Annotated in this window: 15 protein-coding genes; 9 read left to right on the plus strand and 6 right to left on the minus strand. The window is 35.0% G+C overall.

Features of this window, described 5'->3' with window-relative positions; translation table 11 throughout:
• A partial coding sequence (locus H8R24_RS18060; RefSeq protein WP_222621508.1) for a hypothetical protein occupies positions 1 to 184 on the plus strand: 184 nt, incomplete at its 5' end.
• Positions 185 to 211: 27 nt separating this feature from the next.
• Here H8R24_RS18060 and H8R24_RS09620 read toward each other — a convergent pair.
• The 5 genes from H8R24_RS09620 to H8R24_RS09640 all read right to left on the minus strand — a co-directional run bounded on the left by H8R24_RS09620 (position 212) and on the right by H8R24_RS09640 (position 6,601).
• The gene (locus tag H8R24_RS09620; protein WP_187018519.1) at positions 212 to 508 is read right to left on the minus strand and encodes a hypothetical protein; all 297 of its coding nucleotides are present in this window, start codon (positions 506 to 508) and stop codon (positions 212 to 214) included.
• Positions 509 to 981: 473 nt separating this feature from the next.
• A complete protein-coding gene (locus H8R24_RS09625; protein WP_187018517.1) occupies positions 982 to 2,448 on the minus strand; it encodes an oligosaccharide flippase family protein in 1,467 nt (488 codons plus the stop codon).
• A 53-nt stretch (positions 2,449 to 2,501) separates the two neighbouring features.
• A complete protein-coding gene (locus tag H8R24_RS09630; RefSeq protein WP_187018515.1) occupies positions 2,502 to 3,791 on the minus strand; it encodes a glycosyltransferase family 4 protein in 1,290 nt (429 codons plus the stop codon).
• Positions 3,792 to 3,844: 53 nt separating this feature from the next.
• Complete coding sequence (locus H8R24_RS09635) at positions 3,845 to 6,268, minus strand: YfhO family protein (protein WP_187018513.1); 2,424 nt, start codon at positions 6,266 to 6,268, stop codon at positions 3,845 to 3,847.
• Positions 6,269 to 6,316: 48 nt separating this feature from the next.
• Positions 6,317 to 6,601 carry a DUF4834 family protein gene (locus H8R24_RS09640; RefSeq protein ID WP_222617387.1) on the minus strand — a complete coding sequence of 95 codons (285 nt, stop codon included), beginning with the start codon at positions 6,599 to 6,601 and terminating at the stop codon, positions 6,317 to 6,319.
• 135 nt (positions 6,602 to 6,736) lie between these two features.
• Here H8R24_RS09640 and H8R24_RS09645 point away from each other — a divergent pair, with 135 nt between their 5' ends.
• Complete coding sequence (locus tag H8R24_RS09645) at positions 6,737 to 7,699, plus strand: transporter (RefSeq protein WP_187018510.1); 963 nt, start codon at positions 6,737 to 6,739, stop codon at positions 7,697 to 7,699.
• A gap of 9 nt (positions 7,700 to 7,708) precedes the next feature.
• A complete protein-coding gene (locus tag H8R24_RS09650; RefSeq protein WP_187018508.1) occupies positions 7,709 to 8,827 on the plus strand; it encodes a GTP cyclohydrolase in 1,119 nt (372 codons plus the stop codon).
• Between the two features lie 128 nt (positions 8,828 to 8,955).
• On the opposite strand, the gene H8R24_RS09655 is transcribed toward H8R24_RS09650, so the two are convergent.
• Complete coding sequence (locus H8R24_RS09655; protein ID WP_187018506.1) at positions 8,956 to 10,218, minus strand: aminotransferase class I/II-fold pyridoxal phosphate-dependent enzyme; 1,263 nt, start codon at positions 10,216 to 10,218, stop codon at positions 8,956 to 8,958.
• Between the two features lie 228 nt (positions 10,219 to 10,446).
• On the opposite strand from H8R24_RS09655, the gene H8R24_RS09660 reads away from it, so the two are divergent.
• The 6 genes from H8R24_RS09660 (at position 10,447) to H8R24_RS09685 (ending at position 16,784) form a co-directional block, all read left to right on the plus strand.
• Entirely contained in the window at positions 10,447 to 11,250 is an 804-nt protein-coding gene (locus H8R24_RS09660) for an NYN domain-containing protein (protein ID WP_187018503.1), read from the plus strand.
• Positions 11,251 to 11,314: 64 nt separating this feature from the next.
• Positions 11,315 to 12,823, plus strand: coding sequence for an FMN-binding glutamate synthase family protein (locus H8R24_RS09665; RefSeq protein ID WP_187018501.1), 1,509 nt, complete (start codon positions 11,315 to 11,317; stop codon positions 12,821 to 12,823).
• Positions 12,824 to 12,887: 64 nt separating this feature from the next.
• Positions 12,888 to 13,466 carry a non-canonical purine NTP diphosphatase gene (locus H8R24_RS09670; protein WP_187018499.1) on the plus strand — a complete coding sequence of 193 codons (579 nt, stop codon included), beginning with the start codon at positions 12,888 to 12,890 and terminating at the stop codon, positions 13,464 to 13,466.
• A gap of 204 nt (positions 13,467 to 13,670) precedes the next feature.
• Positions 13,671 to 15,599 (plus strand): DEAD/DEAH box helicase, encoded by a 1,929-nt coding sequence (locus tag H8R24_RS09675; RefSeq protein WP_187018496.1) that lies wholly within the window; start codon positions 13,671 to 13,673, stop codon positions 15,597 to 15,599.
• An 88-nt stretch (positions 15,600 to 15,687) separates the two neighbouring features.
• Positions 15,688 to 16,455, plus strand: coding sequence for a carboxypeptidase-like regulatory domain-containing protein (locus H8R24_RS09680; protein ID WP_187018494.1), 768 nt, complete (start codon positions 15,688 to 15,690; stop codon positions 16,453 to 16,455).
• A 74-nt stretch (positions 16,456 to 16,529) separates the two neighbouring features.
• Entirely contained in the window at positions 16,530 to 16,784 is a 255-nt protein-coding gene (locus tag H8R24_RS09685) for a DHCW motif cupin fold protein (RefSeq protein ID WP_225876799.1), read from the plus strand.
• Positions 16,785 to 16,822 lie beyond the last annotated feature (38 nt).

The following is a 16,822-nucleotide window of genomic DNA, read 5'->3' on the forward strand; positions in this document are numbered from 1 at the left end:
GATTATGGCAAGATTGGCACAAACCAGCGAATCTTGGATAGGTGCCATATTCTTTGTGATGAATATTCTAAAGCTAAACAAGGAATATTTTTGGCTCTTTTTGAATGACCTGATTTCATCTCTTTTCTTAAGAAATCCCAATTATGAAAGTGATTATTTGGTAAAATTAAATCCAGTTATATGAAAATTGAGAATACTTTTTCAGCAAGCCCTAGTTAAAGCATTTGTCTTCAAATGGATTTCCATCTTCATCTAAGGCTACCAAAATGACTTTGTCTTTATTTGAAACGCAAGTCATATAAAACCAAGGCAAAGACCATAAACCGAAAGTAATACAAGAAATTAAAAAGTTAAAGTTATGATTTACTTTTTTATGCTTTTTAGTCAAAACAGCAAAGGGTAATTTATCATTTCGCTCCACTATAGTAAAACCATTATTTATCTTTTTTTTCAAAATTTTTGAAAATTTAGAGAAATTCTCCTCTGGCGTTAAAGTATTGATTTCCATTTTTGTAGCTTTTAAATTTTCGTAATAAATCCTTATTTGATCCTCTGTAAAGAGAGTATAAAATTAAGCAGTTAATTTAGTTATCACAATACCCACTTTTAGTGATTTTTCAAAAAAAATGCACTGCCAAAAAAAATCATAGAATAGAGTTACAAACCAAATTTAAAGCTGTAAAAATAACTTTCTCAATTGTAAATTACAATTGATTACCGTTTAAAGCCCCATCCTTTTTGGTCGCTACTACTATCTTAAAGTGCTGCTACGAAAGGCAAGACACTCCTTATTTGTTTTATTTGAAAACTCATCGGATAAAAATACTTTTTATAAATTATAAAATAGTATGCATTAAAAGGAAAACATTACAAGATTACCACATACTTAGATTATTAAAAATCAATACATTAAAAAACAAAATACTCGAAAAAACAACTTACTTAAAACCGCTACCTGCTTGTAACATCAATTAGTTCTTATTACTTTAGTTTTAGCTTTCCTAGAACCGTGTCAATTACTCCATTAATCTCTTTTGAAATTACAAACCTATAATTGAGATAAACGTATGCTATTGTTACCAATATTGATTTTAGTGCAATGGCTACTATTGGATAAAAAGGAAATTTCCAAAAGAAGAATAGTCCAAATAACAGCACTGTTAATACTAAAGAGTATACCGTTTGTAAAGTAAAAGGATATAAATGCAATCTCTTAACAACAAACATTAATTTAGCTAAACTATAAATGGTGATAGATAACAAACTAGCAAATGCAGCTCCCATGATACCATATATAGGAATAAAAATCATATTTAGACCTACTGTTAAAAAAACTAGTAAAACACCTAAAAACAAAACGGCTCTATAATACTTGGTATTAAAAATAATAGCATTGTTATTCCCTAAAATGAGGTCAAAATACTTAGATAGACCAATCATAAATACGACTAAAATTCCTCCACTATATTCTTTAGGAATCATCTCGTACAATTGTTCGATATTTACAAAAATACAAAGCATTACAAAACCACCTACTATTTGTAAATTAATAGAGGTTTTTTTGTACAATTCATTCAGTTCATCATGTTGGTCATTGTGCATCAATTTTGCTGTAATAGGATACACAATTTGATGCATCGCTCTACTTGGCACCGAAATAACTAAAGCAATATAAGTAGCAACCGAATAAAAAGCAATATTACCAATATCCATATACTGATTGAGCATGATCTTGTCACCATCCAACAGCAAATTAGCAACACTTCCTGACAAAATAATATAAAAAGTATATACTAAGATCTCTTTTACATTTGAAGGGATTACAAATTGAAAAACAGGCTTTTTAATTCGAAAAGCATACAACATGGTTACTAAAAAAGCCAAGAAATAAATGGCTGCTGTATAATAGATAAACTCAACTATAGTCATCCACTTGAAGTAAATAGCGAGCAGTCCTAACAAAGAAACGAACCGTAAACCAACTTCTTTTATAAAATTACCAAAAACAGAATGCATGTGTACTCTTGCCCACGCATAGAATATTTCAAAATAAGCCATACATAACCCTATGAATGGAATAAGCCAAATAAAATCTTTTACAATTGCATTTTTTTTGGTTAAGAAATACGAAATATCATCAAAGAAAAGCAAACCAATTAAAAGCAATGGAATACTCAAAAACAAAGGAAATAGCACCGTAAAGGACATAAAACGGCTTTCTTCTTCTTCTGTTTTACATTGTGAATAGAATTTTACCAAAGTATTTTGCATCCCAATGGCAAACAACGGCATAATCACATTGGCACACGAAAGAATATAATTAGATAGTCCGTAGAAGGTTTTACCTAAAATATGAGGGAATAAAAAAATAGTACTTACGCCTCCTATTCCAAAACCGATATAAGTTATTATTGTATTCTTTAAAGACTGATTTAATACTATTCCCATTTTAGGATTTTAATTTTAAGGTTCAAAAGTTCAAAGCATTGCGCTAATTCCTTTTATTGCAGCAATTTAGCCAATTCTTTAGTCAAATTTTTTCTGGAAAACTTTTGCAATCCTACTCCATTAGATTGTAATTTTCCTTCTAAAAACTGATTATAAAAATCCAAAATTACTCTTTTTAATTTCACTTTATCCGAATACTCAAAAAACACACCGGTATTCGTGCTTGTGATAATTTCGGCAAAATCAGAATCTCTCGGGCCTATTGCAACTATAGGGCGGTTTGAAACCATATATTCGAATAATTTACCTGGGATAATACTTTTGGTATCTTCAGAATCTATTTCGATCAATAATAAAACTTGGGACTTTTTTTGATGGGCTATTGCTTCAGCATGTGACACGTATCCTAAATTTTTTAAATACGGATTGAGCTCATAATGCGCTATGGCGTCTAATACTTCTTGACTGACTGCTCCTATTAATTTTAACTCTAAATGTGATTTAAAACCAGATACCTCAGCAATTAATTCTTGTAAACATTCCCATAAAATTTTCGGATTCCTTTCAGACAAGAAAGATCCTATATGTGCGAGTGAAAATAGTGTATCAAGCGGTTCATTTACCACCGGTTCTACGTCATATCCATTTGTTATTACTGCAATCGGCTTATTGGTTATGGCTTGAAATTCAGCTTTAGTAGTTTTACTCGTCACAATAATTGTATCGGCTGTATTCAAGACAACATGCTCAAGTTTCTTGTGCTTTTTGGCGGCATAATTAGACAATCGCAATGATTTATGGTACCCTATTGTAGTCCAAGGATCACGAAAATCAGCAAACCATTTAAGATTCAATTTTTGCTTCAACTGCAATCCTATCAAATGCAAACTATGTGGTGGCCCAGATGTGATAATGGTATCTATATTATGATCAGCGATGTACTTTTCTAAATAGGAAACGGATGGTTTGACCCAAAAAACACGCGCATCTGGGATAAACAAGTTTCCTCTCACCCAAAGAAAAACTTTATCTAATCCAGTTTGCTTTTTTTGATTTGGAATTATACCTGAACTGATTTTTTTTGTTTTGTTTTTCGACAAAAAAGAAGCCAATTGATAGGGCTCAAAAATTTTATGCTGTAGCACAACTGTTTCTCCAGAAACTTCATGAACTAAGTTTTGGTCGATAATAGGATAGGTGGGATTCTCTGGAATATAAACAATAGGTTGGATGTCAAAATCTGGTAAATATTTTACAAATTTCAACCAACGCTGCACTCCTGGTCCTCCCGCAGGTGGCCAATAATACGTTATGATAAGAACTTTTTTTGATTCAGGCTTCAATATTTCTATTTTATAAAAAGACGCACGGAAGCGCGTCTCTACATACGTATCTTTTATTTATTGATTTTTTTTCTTTCGAAATAAATCCCTCCTACTAACAACAGCAACATACCCGCAATACTTACTAAAGTGATTATACTTCCTGTTTTAATGACTTCTGGTTCAAACTTGAACTCTATCTTATGTGTTCCTCCTGGAATAATCATTGCCCTTAAAACATAATCAACAGGAAAATGTTCTGTTTTTACGCCGTCAATATAACCATTCCATCCATTTTCATAATAAATTTCAGAAAAAACAACTAAGCCTTCATTTTTACTAGTTGATGCATATTTTATGTAATTGGGTTTGTATACCTCTAGTTTTATAGTGCCGGTTGTATCTAAGTTTCGTTTCAATCGAGCATTCTTGAACTTATCACCATACAAGTGTAAATTAAACACAGCTGCTCTTTTGGTATCTAATTTATTCAAAGCTTGCATTTCGTCATTGGCTTTATTCACCAATTTCACATCGCTTACAAACCACGCATTCCCATTGGCATCTGGATTAATGATAGGAAATTCTTTTCCTTCTTTGTCCGTTTGAATCACATATTTAACATTTAACATGTTCAGTACGTCCAAGTTGTTTTTGGCTATTTGATAATCAAATAACTGTTGTACGCGTCTAGGTTTTGCTGCGTGATAGCCACCTATTGATTTATGGAAATAAGATGCTCTTGCGCTAGAAAAATTTCCGTTTACCTCAAAAACACGGTAATGTGAGGTGTCTTTTAAAATTTCAGCATCGGCAGCAGTTTCTTGAAACGGAACTTCAACTTCTCTACCACTCACAAAATCTTTGGATGAAACATAGTTTTTATCCACAAAAAACAAATCAGAAACCATGAACAATCCGATCAAAATAATAGCTGTATTTTGAGCGATCTTATTCTTAGTAAATAGCCATAAAATAGCGGAAATCAAAACAATAAAAAACCCAGAACGCAACAAATCCGCACTGTACAGGCTCATTCGATCTCCCTTTAAAGCTTCTACAAATTGAGGACCGTAACTTTCTATATAGTAACTATCATTGGCACCTGAAAAACTAAACATACTTTTGCTAAAAAACAAAAGAACAATAAGCCCTAAACCTACTGCAGTCGATTGCCAAACTGGTTTCCACTGTAGTTCTTTTTCGAGCTTAAAAAAGGATTGCAGTCCCATTATAGCGAGGACAGGGAAGCACAATTCTAGAATTACTTGTATGGATGAAACTGCTCTAAACTTATTGTACATGGGTACATAATCAATAAAAAAATCAGTTAAAACCGGGAAGTTTTTACCCCAAGAAAGCACTAATGCAACTACTGCACCCGACAGGAATACATATTTTATTTTACGATCATCAATGAACAAAGCTAGTATTCCTAAAAAGAAAACTACCACACCAATATAAGCCGGTGCAGCTACGATAGGTTGATCGCCCCAATAAGTAGGTAGTCCCGAAGCAAAGTCTGTCGCTTGCGCATCTGGAACACCTTGCCCGATCATGAATTCATACATTTTACTGTCTTTCCCAACAGCCTCATGATTTGAACCTCCAAAAAGTCTTGGAGCTATCAAATTGAAACTTTCGGCAACACCATAACTATATTCTGTAATATAATCACGAGTCATTGCGCTAGTATTGGTGTTTTTTGAGCCATCAGGATTATACGTTAGCTCGCTTTTTCCTCTGGTGCTAAAGCTCGCATATTCTGAAGTAGCTAATAAGTTAGTCGCATTGGCTCCAATAGCTAGAATTCCAGCAACAGCTAGGACTCCTATTGACTTCAAAAGACCGTTGTACTCCTTACTTTTAATATCTAAATAAATAAAATAACCAGACAGTATCAATAAGAAAATCAACAAATAATAAGTCATTTGAAAGTGATTCGTGTTTATTTCTAACGCTGTTGCAAACATGGTCAACAATCCACCAACAATATATTTTTTTCTATAGACTAAAATAAATCCCGCAATGACTAGCGGCATGTAACCGATAGCATGTGCCTTAGCATTATGACCAACTCCTAGAATTATAATTAAATAGGTCGAAAAACCAAAAGCAAGAGAGCCGAAAAATGCTTTCAAAGGATCCACTTTGAGTACAAGCAAAAGCCCGTAGAATCCTAGAAAATATAGAAATAAATAATCGGCTGGACGCGGTAAAAAACGCAAAGCATCATCAATCGCACCAATAAAATCATACGGATACTTAGCCCCTAATTGATAAGTAGGCATTCCACCAAAAGCCGAGTTTGTCCAATAAGGCTCTATATGCTCTGTTGCTCTAAAATCATTTTGCTCCTTTGCCATTCCTGTATATTGAGCAATATCCGATTGGAAGATTTGCTTTCCTTGCAATACAGGATAAAAATAAAGAACAGATACCATTAAAAAACCCATAATGGCAAGAGCGTGCGGATAGAACTTATTTAATATTTTCAATTTTTGAGTGTTTGTTTAAAAAAAGTGTGTTTGGTAAAAAGGCCAAATTTAATCTATTTCTTCGTAATCGACATATTCCCCTACTTTTTTAGTTTCTCTTGGGTTTTTATCATTCTTGGTTGTATAAATCACCTCATCTTTAGACTGAGTTTGATTCCACGCACCACCTTGAGCACGTTGTTGTTGTTCTTGAAAACTTTGCCCTGCTTTTTCTACTACTTTTTTCACCACTAAAGGCAAAAACAATTTTGCCAAAAATTTAAATATATAATAAGAAGCAAGTATATAAAACAGTATTCTTATAAATCCTGTAAAAGAGGCTGTTTGTATCATTTTTATATTTTTTTTTTACAAAATTAATAAATCCTAATCGAAACTTCGGGACAAAATTAAAATATCATTCTTAAATAAATGATAAAATATAGTACATTTGAAATGCGTTATTACTTTTAATCTCAAAAAAATAATATGTCCACACTTAAAAACAAGCTCCTTTATGCTTTAATATGTTTGCCCGCTCTTATCTACGGACAACACACTGATGAAATAAACTCTAACCGCCCAGGTGAAACCATGTCAGCCTTTGCAGTAGGGAAATCTGTAATTCAAGTCGAATCAGGAATATACGGAATCAAGGAACATCATGATTTACTAGCTTATGATGCAAATGGTTTTGGACTTGACCTAACCATTCGTTACGGTTTTTTCAAGGAGCAATTAGAATTAATTGCCGATTTGCAATATCAAAATCAGATAAAAACAAGTAATTTTCAAGAAAACAAATTAAGTGGTTTAAAGCAAACCATCCTTGGAGCGAAATATTTACTGTACGATCCGTTTAAAAACTACGAGAAAAAAGCAAATATTTACAGCTGGAAAGCCAATCAAAGATTCAATTGGCATCAATTAATTCCTGCTGTATCTGTCTTTGCAGGAGCCAATTTCAATGTAGGCAACAATCCGTATGCTTTTCCAAATCAACCAAAAGCATCTCCAAAAATAATGTTAATCACTCAAAATCACTTGGGAGATGGATCATGGGTTTTTGTAACAAATATTATAGGCGATTACATCGCTACAGACTACCCTAGCTACGGTTACGTACTTACTTTAACTAAGGGATTCAACAAGCATTGGTCTGGTTTTGTCGAAAACCAAGGTTATAAAAGTGATTTCTACAGCGATGCCATCGTACGTGGTGGAGCTGCCTACTTACTGCACAAAGACTTACAAATTGACGCTTCTATCAGTAGCAGTTTAAAAACAACGCCTTCTATCTTGTATGGTGGCATCGGTTTTTCATGGCGCTATGATGCTAATTACAAAGAAGTAAGAATGAGCTTAGACAAAGGCGGTAAAAAATCTAAAACCCAAAAGAAAGTAGAAAAAAAGAATCAAAAGCGAAAAGACGCAATAGACAATACTCCCTAATAAAATACCATGATTACAATAAAAGAAGCGATTACAAAAAAGGAACTAACAGATTATATCAAATTCCCTTTTTCTTTATATAAAGACAATGAATTCTGGGTTCCGCCTATTATTGCCGATGAGCTAGAAACATTTGACAAAACTAAAAATCCTGCCTTTGAAAATGCCGAAGCCTACTTTTATATTGCTTACAAAGGCAATGAAATCGTAGGTCGCGTGGCCGCAATCATCAATTGGAGTGAAGTCAACGACCAACAAAAAAAGAAAGTGCGTTTTGGCTGGTTTGATACCATTAATGATATTGAAGTTACAAAAGCTTTACTTGAAAAAGTATATGAATTAGGTCGAAAAAACAACCTTGAACATGTTGAAGGACCAATGGGCTTTTCTAATCTAGACAAAGTAGGGGTTCTTACCGAAGGATTTGACCAATTAGGAACCATGATTACTTGGTACAACCACCCTTACTATGCAACACATTTCGAACAATTAGGTTTTGTACCCGAAAAAGAATACCTAGAAAATAAATTCCCATTCAAGAATGTCAAACTAGAATATTTTGACAAAGCACAGGAATTAATCAAAAGGAGGTACCAACTGAAATCTTTGAACTTCAAGAAAACCAAAGACGTGATGCCGTATGTGGACAAGATGTTTGACTTATTCAATGCCTCTTACGCTAGCTTATCTTCTTTTGTTGCTATTTCAGACACACAAAAAGAGTATTTCAAGAAAAAATACATCAGCTTTATCAATCCAGAATACATCAAGTTTGTAGAAGACAAAGACGGTAGACTGGTTGCCTTTGCCATTGTTATGCCTAGCTTTTCCAAAGCCTTGCAAAAAGCCAATGGTAAACTATTCCCTTTTGGGTTCTACCATTTATTAAACGCCAGAAAAAACAGCAAAGAAGTTACTTTCTACTTGATTGGAGTGCATCCTGAATACCAAAACAAAGGAGTTCACGCCATTATTTTCAAGGAATACCACACTACTTTCACCGAGAAAGGAATAGAAACCTGCATTAGAACACCTGAATTAGCCGATAATCACGCCATTCATTTACTATGGAAAAATTTTGACCCAGTAATCTATTGCCGTAGAAAAACATTTAGAAAAGAACTGTAAAAACGAGTAGTCAGCAATCAAGTTTTGAGTGATCAGTTTCAAAATAAAAAAAATCCATTCGCCTCGACGAATGGATTTTTTTATTTTAGTGGATCACTTTTTAAAAACGGATCACTGAACATTAAATATTAAGCATCTAAATCTACTTTAGTTCTAGCTGCAATCTCTTTATATGTACCATTCACTAATTTCTCACGAATTGCTTCAAATGCAACAAGTGTTTCGTTAATATCATCAATTGAGTGAGAAGCAGTAGGAATCATTCTCAATAATATAATTCCTTTTGGAATTACTGGATACACAACAATAGATAAGAATATACCGTAATTTTCTCTCAAGTCATTCACCATAATCATCGCTTCAGGAATACTTCCTTCAAGATATACTGGTGTAATACAAGTATTTGTATCTCCTATGTTAAAACCTTTTTCCCTCAATCCGTTTTGTAACGCATTTACATTATCCCATAATTTATCTTTCAATTCTGGATGATTACGCAACAACTCTAATCGTTTTAACGAACCTATTGTTTGTATCATTGGCAACGCCTTAGCAAACATTTGAGAACGTAAATTGTATTTCAAATAATCAATAACATCTTTATCAGCTGCCACAAAAGCTCCAATGTTAGCCATTGATTTTGCAAAAGTCGAAAAGTAAACATCAATATCATCTTGAATACCTTGCTCCTCACCTGCTCCAGCTCCAGTTTTTCCTAGAGTACCAAAACCGTGTGCATCATCTACAAGTAAACGGAAGTTGTATTTTTGCTTCATAGCAACAATCTCTTTCAATTTTCCTTGTTGTCCACGCATTCCAAAAACTCCTTCGGTAATAAATAAAATACCACCACCAGTAGTTTCGGCCATTTTTGTAGCACGTTGCAGGTTTTTCTCCATACTTTCTAAGTCATTATGCTTATAAGTAAATCGTTTCCCCATGTGTAAACGTACCCCATCAATAATACAGGCGTGTGAATCTACATCATATACAATGATATCGTTTTTAGTAACCAATGCGTCAATAATTGACACCATCCCCTGGTAACCAAAATTCAATAAGTAAGCTGATTCTTTCATTACAAAAGCAGCTAATTCTTGTTCTAATTGTTCATGGTATTTAGTATGACCACTCATCATTCTCGCTCCCATAGGATAAGCTGCACCAAATTGAATTGCTGCATCAGTATCTGCTTGTCTCACCTCAGGATGATTTGCTAAACCTAAATAGTCATTCAAGCTCCAGTTCAAAATGTTTTCCCCACCAAACTGCATTCTAGGCCCTAATTCACCCTCTAATTTTGGAAAAACAAAATATCCTTCTGCTTGCGAAGCCCATCTCCCTAACGGGCCTTTATTGTTTTGAATTCTTTCGAATAAATCCTTTACCATAATATATTTAAGTAATAATTTTAATTTTAAGAAGTTGCAAAAATAATTATTTATATTTTATAAAAGTCTTGAAACCAAATTTATTTTTTGTAGCTAGTCCTGCTATTCACTATATCTTTTACTTTTTTAAAGAAAAAAAGTAAAAGGATGCCGTTTCTATCAGGGCTAAAAATCCAAAATCCAAAAATAAACTTTGTATATTTGACTAATATTTCAATACAACTATACATGTCAAATAATATCAAAGAATTAAAATTAGCCGTACTAATTGATGCCGACAACGTTCCTTATAGTAACGTAAAAGGAATGATGGAAGAAATAACCAAGTACGGAACACCAACCACTAAACGCATCTACGCCGACTGGACCAGACCAAATGCCGGCGGATGGAAAGGCGTTTTACTCGAACACGCAATTACCCCTATACAACAATACAGTTATACCTCTGGAAAAAACTCTTCCGACTCCGCTCTAATCATTGATGCAATGGATTTACTGTACTCTGGTAAACTAGACGGCTTCTGTATCGTTTCAAGCGACAGTGATTTCACTCGCTTAGCCATTAGATTACGTGAATCTGGCATGAAAGTAATTGGAATTGGCGAACAAAAAACGCCAAAACCTTTCATTAGCGCTTGTGATCGTTTTGTATTCATTGAGGTTTTAGACGGTGCAATCAAGAAAAACGCGCCTAAAAGAACAACAAACAACGAAAACAAAAAAGTAATCGGAAAAACTACCGAAAAAGTTATTGAGAAAAACACTCAAAAACCACTTAATAAAATAGACGAACCTACCATTGATCTTATCGAAGACTCTATTGACGATATTGCCGATGACAGCGGATGGGCATTCCTTGGCGATGTAGGAAACTTAATCGTGAAGAAAAAACCAGAATTTGACCCAAGAAACTATGGCTTCCCTAAACTGACGCCCATGTTAAAATCCCTAACTGACATTCTTGAAATTGACGAAAGAGACTCTGATAAAAAAGGAATCAAACACGTATATGTACGATTGCGTTTTAGCTAAAAAACAAATTACAGCAGCCTGTACCAATATTTAACACCATTTATTTGAGCTAATACAATCTACAATGAGAAAAAAGTTTTTTATTTTCGGGATAGCCATTTTAATACTATCCATCCTATCTTATTACAATCTCAAGACTAGTGTGCTATTTCCGATACTCTGCGTGTCCTTATTATTCATAGGCTTCTTAAACAGCATCCAGCACAAGCACGCTATTTTACGTAACTTTCCTGTTTTAGGGTATTTTAGATACTTCTTTGAAATGATTGCACCCGAAATTCAGCAATATTTTATTGAACGCACCACCGACGGAAAACCTTTTTCCAGAAACGAGCGTTCACTAGTCTATCAAAGGGCAAAAAACATCGATGCTACAACTCCTTTTGGAACACAATTAGACATTAATCAATCCAATTATGAAGGAATAAAACATTCCATATTCCCCGCCAAAGTAAATGACGATATGCCACGGGTTACAATAGGCGGCCCAGATTGCAAGCAACCATACTCGGCTTCTATTCTCAACATATCCGCTATGAGTTTTGGATCCTTGAGCGAAAATGCTATTGTAGCGTTAAACAAAGGTGCCAAAAAAGGTGAATTCTACCACAACACTGGTGAAGGCGGACTCACCGAATTTCATTTACAAGGTGGCGATATTACTTGGCAAATAGGAACTGGTTATTTTGGATGCCGTACCAAAGAAGGAAATTTTGACGCCGATAAATTTGTAGATAAATCCAACAAGCCCGAAGTTAAGATGATAGAAATAAAACTATCGCAAGGCGCTAAACCAGGACACGGAGGTGTATTACCTGCGAGTAAAAATACCGAGCAAATCGCAAAGATAAGAGGCGTTGAACCACACACTACCATTCTCTCCCCTCCCAGCCATACTGCTTTTAACAACCCCAGCGGACTCATTCAATTCGTTGCACAACTTAGAAGCTTATCCAATGGCAAACCTATTGGATTTAAATTATGCATCGGTCAATCGAGTGAGTTCGAAGCCATCTGCCACGAGATGATCGTTCAACATTGCTTTCCCGATTTCATTACCGTAGATGGTGCCGAAGGAGGAACAGGAGCAGCACCTTTAGAATTCTCGGACGGTGTAGGAATGCCATTTGAACCCGCTTTAATCTTTGTAAACAAAACCCTTATTAATCTGGGCATTCGAGACAAAATTAGAGTAATTGGTAGCGGCAAAATCATTTCGGGCTACTCTATACTTAGAGCCATCGCCATGGGAGCCGACTTATGCAATAGTGCTCGAGGTTTCATGTTTTCATTAGGATGCATTCAAGCGTTGCGATGCAACAACAATGCCTGCCCAACAGGTGTTGCAACCCAAGATAAAATGCTAATGAAGGGATTAGTAGTGACTGACAAAGCCGAAAGAGTGTATTATTTTCATAAAAACACTTTACATGCTGCCAACGAACTTTTGGCGGCAGCCGGAAAAACAGCTTATAGCGAGGTAGACAATTCGATCTTTATGCGTGGTGATGAATTCACAAAACTATCTGACCTCTATTTTCCTGACAATCTCACTAGTGTGTCACAGTTGTAAAAACAGAATGGCGATACCTCCTTTTTTTTTAGAAACACACCTTTACACCATTAAAATAAAACCTATGAAACTCGTATTCGCTTCGAATAATAAAAATAAAATTGCCGAAATACAGCAACTACTCCCCCCTAGCATTCAAATAGTAAGCCTTGAAGAAATAGGTTGCTTCGAAGAAATTCCAGAAACAGCTGATACCATAGAAGGCAATGCCATTTTAAAAGCCAACTATGTAACTCAAAAATACGGTTACGACTGTTTTGCAGACGATACAGGTCTTGAAGTCGAAACCTTAAACAACGAACCTGGAGTTTTCTCTGCTAGATATGCTGGAGAACAAAAAGATTCTAATGCCAACATGGACAAACTTTTAGAAAACTTAAAAGGAAAACCAAACCGACATGCCCAATTCAAAACCGTTATCACTTTGAATGCAAACGGCGCACAGCATTTATTTACCGGAATTGCCAAAGGGACAATTACCGAGGAAAAACGTGGAGAAAAAGGCTTTGGCTATGATCCTATTTTTCAACCACTTCAATATCAAGAAACATTTGCACAGTTATCTGCCGCAATCAAAAATGAAATCAGCCACCGAGGGAAAGCAACGCAAGAGTTAATTGCGTTTTTAAAAAAACAAAAATAATTGTTTTAAATACAACATTTTGAGATCAAATTTTTAAATTTAAAGCCCAAAAACTACACTCAAAATTCAATTTCAGAAGTTACAAACTCCAAAATAAAATATAACTTTCTGATAATCAAATAATAATAAATCAACAAAACTTAAAATTCCATTAGTTTATATGAATTATAAACAGTAATTTTGCACCCTATTTTAAAAATACATATGAATAAATTTGAACAATTAGGATTGAGTGAATCGTTACTGAAGGCGATTTTAGATCTAGGATTTGAAAATCCGACGGACGTACAGGAGAAAGCGATTCCCCTATTATTGGAAAAAGACACAGATATGGTTGCGTTGGCTCAGACAGGGACAGGGAAAACGGCAGCATTTGGTTTTCCAGTTATTCAGAAAATTGATGCCGACAACAGAAATACACAAGCATTAATTTTATCTCCAACACGCGAATTGTGTTTGCAGATTACCAACGAACTTAAAAACTACTCTAAATACGAAAAAGGTATTAATGTGGTAGCAGTTTACGGTGGAGCTAGCATTACAGAACAAGCGAGAGACATAAAAAGAGGAGCACAAATTATCGTTGCAACTCCAGGAAGAATGCAAGACATGATTAATAGAGGTTTAGTAAACATTTCTCAAATTAATTTTTGTATTCTAGATGAAGCGGATGAAATGTTGAACATGGGATTCTACGAAGACATCGTAAACATCCTATCAACAACTCCAGACGAAAAAAACACATGGTTGTTCTCTGCAACAATGCCTGCTGAAGTAGCACGTATTGGAAAACAATTTATGAAAGACCCTATTGAAATTACTGTAGGTGCTAAGAATTCAGGTTCTGCAACAGTTTCTCATGAGTTTTACCTAGTAAATGCTCGTGACCGTTACGAAGCTTTGAAGCGTTTAGCCGATGCTAATCCAGACATTTTCTCAGTAGTTTTTTGTAGAACGAAACGTGATACTCAAGCTGTAGCTGAAAAATTAGTTGAAGATGGATACAGTGCTGCTGCATTGCATGGAGATTTATCTCAAGCGCAACGTGATGGTGTTATGAAATCTTTTAGAGGTCGCCAAATCCAAATGCTTGTAGCTACTGACGTTGCTGCACGTGGAATTGACGTTGATAACATTACTCACGTAGTAAACTACCAATTACCGGACGAAATAGAAACTTACAATCACCGTTCAGGTCGTACTGGTCGTGCTGGTAAACTAGGTACTTCTATCGTTATTGTAACTAAAAGTGAATTGCGTAAGATTTCTTCTATCGAAAGAATCATCAAGCAAAAATTCGAAGAAAAAACAATTCCTTCTGGAATTGAAATCTGCGAAATCCAATTATTACACTTAGCTAATAAAATTAAAGATGTAGAAGTTGATCACGAAATTGACAACTATCTTCCTGCAATTAACAATGTTCTTGAAGACTTAACGAAAGAAGAGTTAATCAAGAAAATGGTTTCTGTAGAATTCAACCGTTTTATCAACTACTACAAGAAAACTAGAGATATCTCTAATCAATCGAACTCTGAAAGACGTGATCGTGACGATAGAGATGGTGCTCCAAGAGAAAACAATAATGGTGGTGCAACAAGATATTTCGTGAACATAGGTTCAAGAGATAACTTTGATTGGATGTCATTAAAAGATTACTTGAAAGAGACATTAGACCTAGGTCGTGATGATGTTTTCAAAGTAGACGTAAAAGAAGGTTTCTCTTTCTTTAACACTGATCCTGAGCACACTGATAAAGTAATGGAAGTATTGAACAACGTACAATTAGAAGGACGTCGTATCAATGTTGAAATTTCTAAAAATGACGGTGGCGGAAGACGTGATCACAACGGAAGAAGTTCTGGTGGTGGTTTCGGCGGAGGTAGATCTGGCGGCGGAAGAAGAGAAGGAAGCTTTGCACCAAGACGCGAAGGTTCATCTGGAGGCTTTAGAAGCGATAGAAATTCAGCTCCAAGAGAAGGTGGTTTCAGAAGCGAAAGAAGCTCTGCTCCAAGAGAAGGTGGTTTCGGAGGAAGAAGCTCTTCAAGAGGAGAAGGTTCTTCTGATAGAGCACCAAGACGCTCTGAAAGTTTTGGTGATGCACCAAGACCAAGAAGACCAAGAAGAGACTAACATCTACTGTTAATTTTCTGATAATTATATAAGGGAACTATAAAATATTTAATCCTGATTTACTACTTTTAAAGTCTTAAATCAGTTTATGAAATATTTTATAGTTCTCTTTTTTTTATTAGTTTCCGTTTCGAGCCATGCTCAAGATTTAACGCCGTCTCAAAAAGTATCTGGATATATCTATAATGACGATACAAAGTCACCGTTAATCAATGTTAACATTATCAACATCAACAAAGTACGAGGTGCTAGAACAGACTCTCAAGGGTATTTTGAAATTGATGTTCAACCCACTGACACCTTACATTTATCACTTTTGGGTTTTCAATCTTTAAGAGTAAAAGTGACCAATGACTGGATCAAAAACAAAGTAGCAAAAATTTATCTTACTGAAAAAGCCATCGCTTTAGAGGAAGTAGTCATCAGACCTTTTCACCTTACTGGCTACTTAGAAGTAGATTCTAAAACTATTCCTACGCAAGAAAATTTCCGTTATAGTATTTCGGGCTTGACCCACGGTTATGAAGCTGGTGAATATTCCCCAAATGCATTTGGAAAAGTACTAGGATCCATTTTCAACCCTGCGGATGTGCTTTATAATTTCTTTGGAAACAAACCCAATGAGTTAAAAAAACTAAAGGTGATGAAGAAAGACGACACTGTACGTAATCTTTTAGAATCTAAATTTGACAGAGAGACCATTGCCGTTTTATTAGGTGTTGACAAAAAAGAAATCGCAGAAATTTTACAACGTTGCAATTACTCCGAAGCCTTTATTCAAACTGCCAATGATTTACAAATCATGGACGCCATAAGTGGTTGTTATGAAGAATACAAGATTTTAAAGAAAAGATAAAACGTTATTTAAATATAGTAATCCCCAATTGCCACGCAGTTGGGGATTTTTTTAACCTTTATATTATCCAAAAAATGGCTAACATTCCTTTCCAATCCATCAATTGGCAAATCATAGAAAAAACAGAGCATCCAGGAACAACTGGAACTTCCTACTGGCAAACCTTGCATCTAGGCGGTTTACGCATTCGAAAAGTGAAATACTCAAAAGAGTACCTAGCAGATCATTGGTGTCAAAAAGGACATATTGTACATTGCTTGAAAGGCCGTTTTACAAGCGAGCTTGCCACTGGAGAACAAATTATATTGAGCGAAGGAGATACTATGTAGTAGCAGACGACAAGAGCTCTCATCGCTCCACAACTACC

Source organism: Flavobacterium muglaense (assembly GCF_014305155.1).
In the GTDB taxonomy this organism is placed as follows: Bacteria; Bacteroidota; Bacteroidia; order Flavobacteriales; family Flavobacteriaceae; genus Flavobacterium; species Flavobacterium muglaense.

What these genes read in the sequence shown, in the direction of transcription:
- H8R24_RS09640 (WP_222617387.1), bottom strand. Translation starts at nt 6,601, where the DNA reads ATGATACAAACAGCCTCTTTTACAGGATTTATAAGAATACTGTTTTAT.
- H8R24_RS09650 (WP_187018508.1), top strand. Translation starts at nt 7,709, where the DNA reads ATGATTACAATAAAAGAAGCGATTACAAAAAAGGAACTAACAGATTAT.
- H8R24_RS09660 (WP_187018503.1), top strand. Translation starts at nt 10,447, where the DNA reads ATGTCAAATAATATCAAAGAATTAAAATTAGCCGTACTAATTGATGCC.
- H8R24_RS09685 (WP_225876799.1), top strand. Translation starts at nt 16,530, where the DNA reads ATGGCTAACATTCCTTTCCAATCCATCAATTGGCAAATCATAGAAAAA.
- H8R24_RS09625 (WP_187018517.1), bottom strand. Translation starts at nt 2,448, where the DNA reads ATGGGAATAGTATTAAATCAGTCTTTAAAGAATACAATAATAACTTAT.
- H8R24_RS09680 (WP_187018494.1), top strand. Translation starts at nt 15,688, where the DNA reads ATGAAATATTTTATAGTTCTCTTTTTTTTATTAGTTTCCGTTTCGAGC.
- H8R24_RS09670 (WP_187018499.1), top strand. Translation starts at nt 12,888, where the DNA reads ATGAAACTCGTATTCGCTTCGAATAATAAAAATAAAATTGCCGAAATA.
- H8R24_RS09620 (WP_187018519.1), bottom strand. Translation starts at nt 508, where the DNA reads ATGGAAATCAATACTTTAACGCCAGAGGAGAATTTCTCTAAATTTTCA.
- H8R24_RS09665 (WP_187018501.1), top strand. Translation starts at nt 11,315, where the DNA reads ATGAGAAAAAAGTTTTTTATTTTCGGGATAGCCATTTTAATACTATCC.
- H8R24_RS09675 (WP_187018496.1), top strand. Translation starts at nt 13,671, where the DNA reads ATGAATAAATTTGAACAATTAGGATTGAGTGAATCGTTACTGAAGGCG.
- H8R24_RS09655 (WP_187018506.1), bottom strand. Translation starts at nt 10,218, where the DNA reads ATGGTAAAGGATTTATTCGAAAGAATTCAAAACAATAAAGGCCCGTTA.
- H8R24_RS09645 (WP_187018510.1), top strand. Translation starts at nt 6,737, where the DNA reads ATGTCCACACTTAAAAACAAGCTCCTTTATGCTTTAATATGTTTGCCC.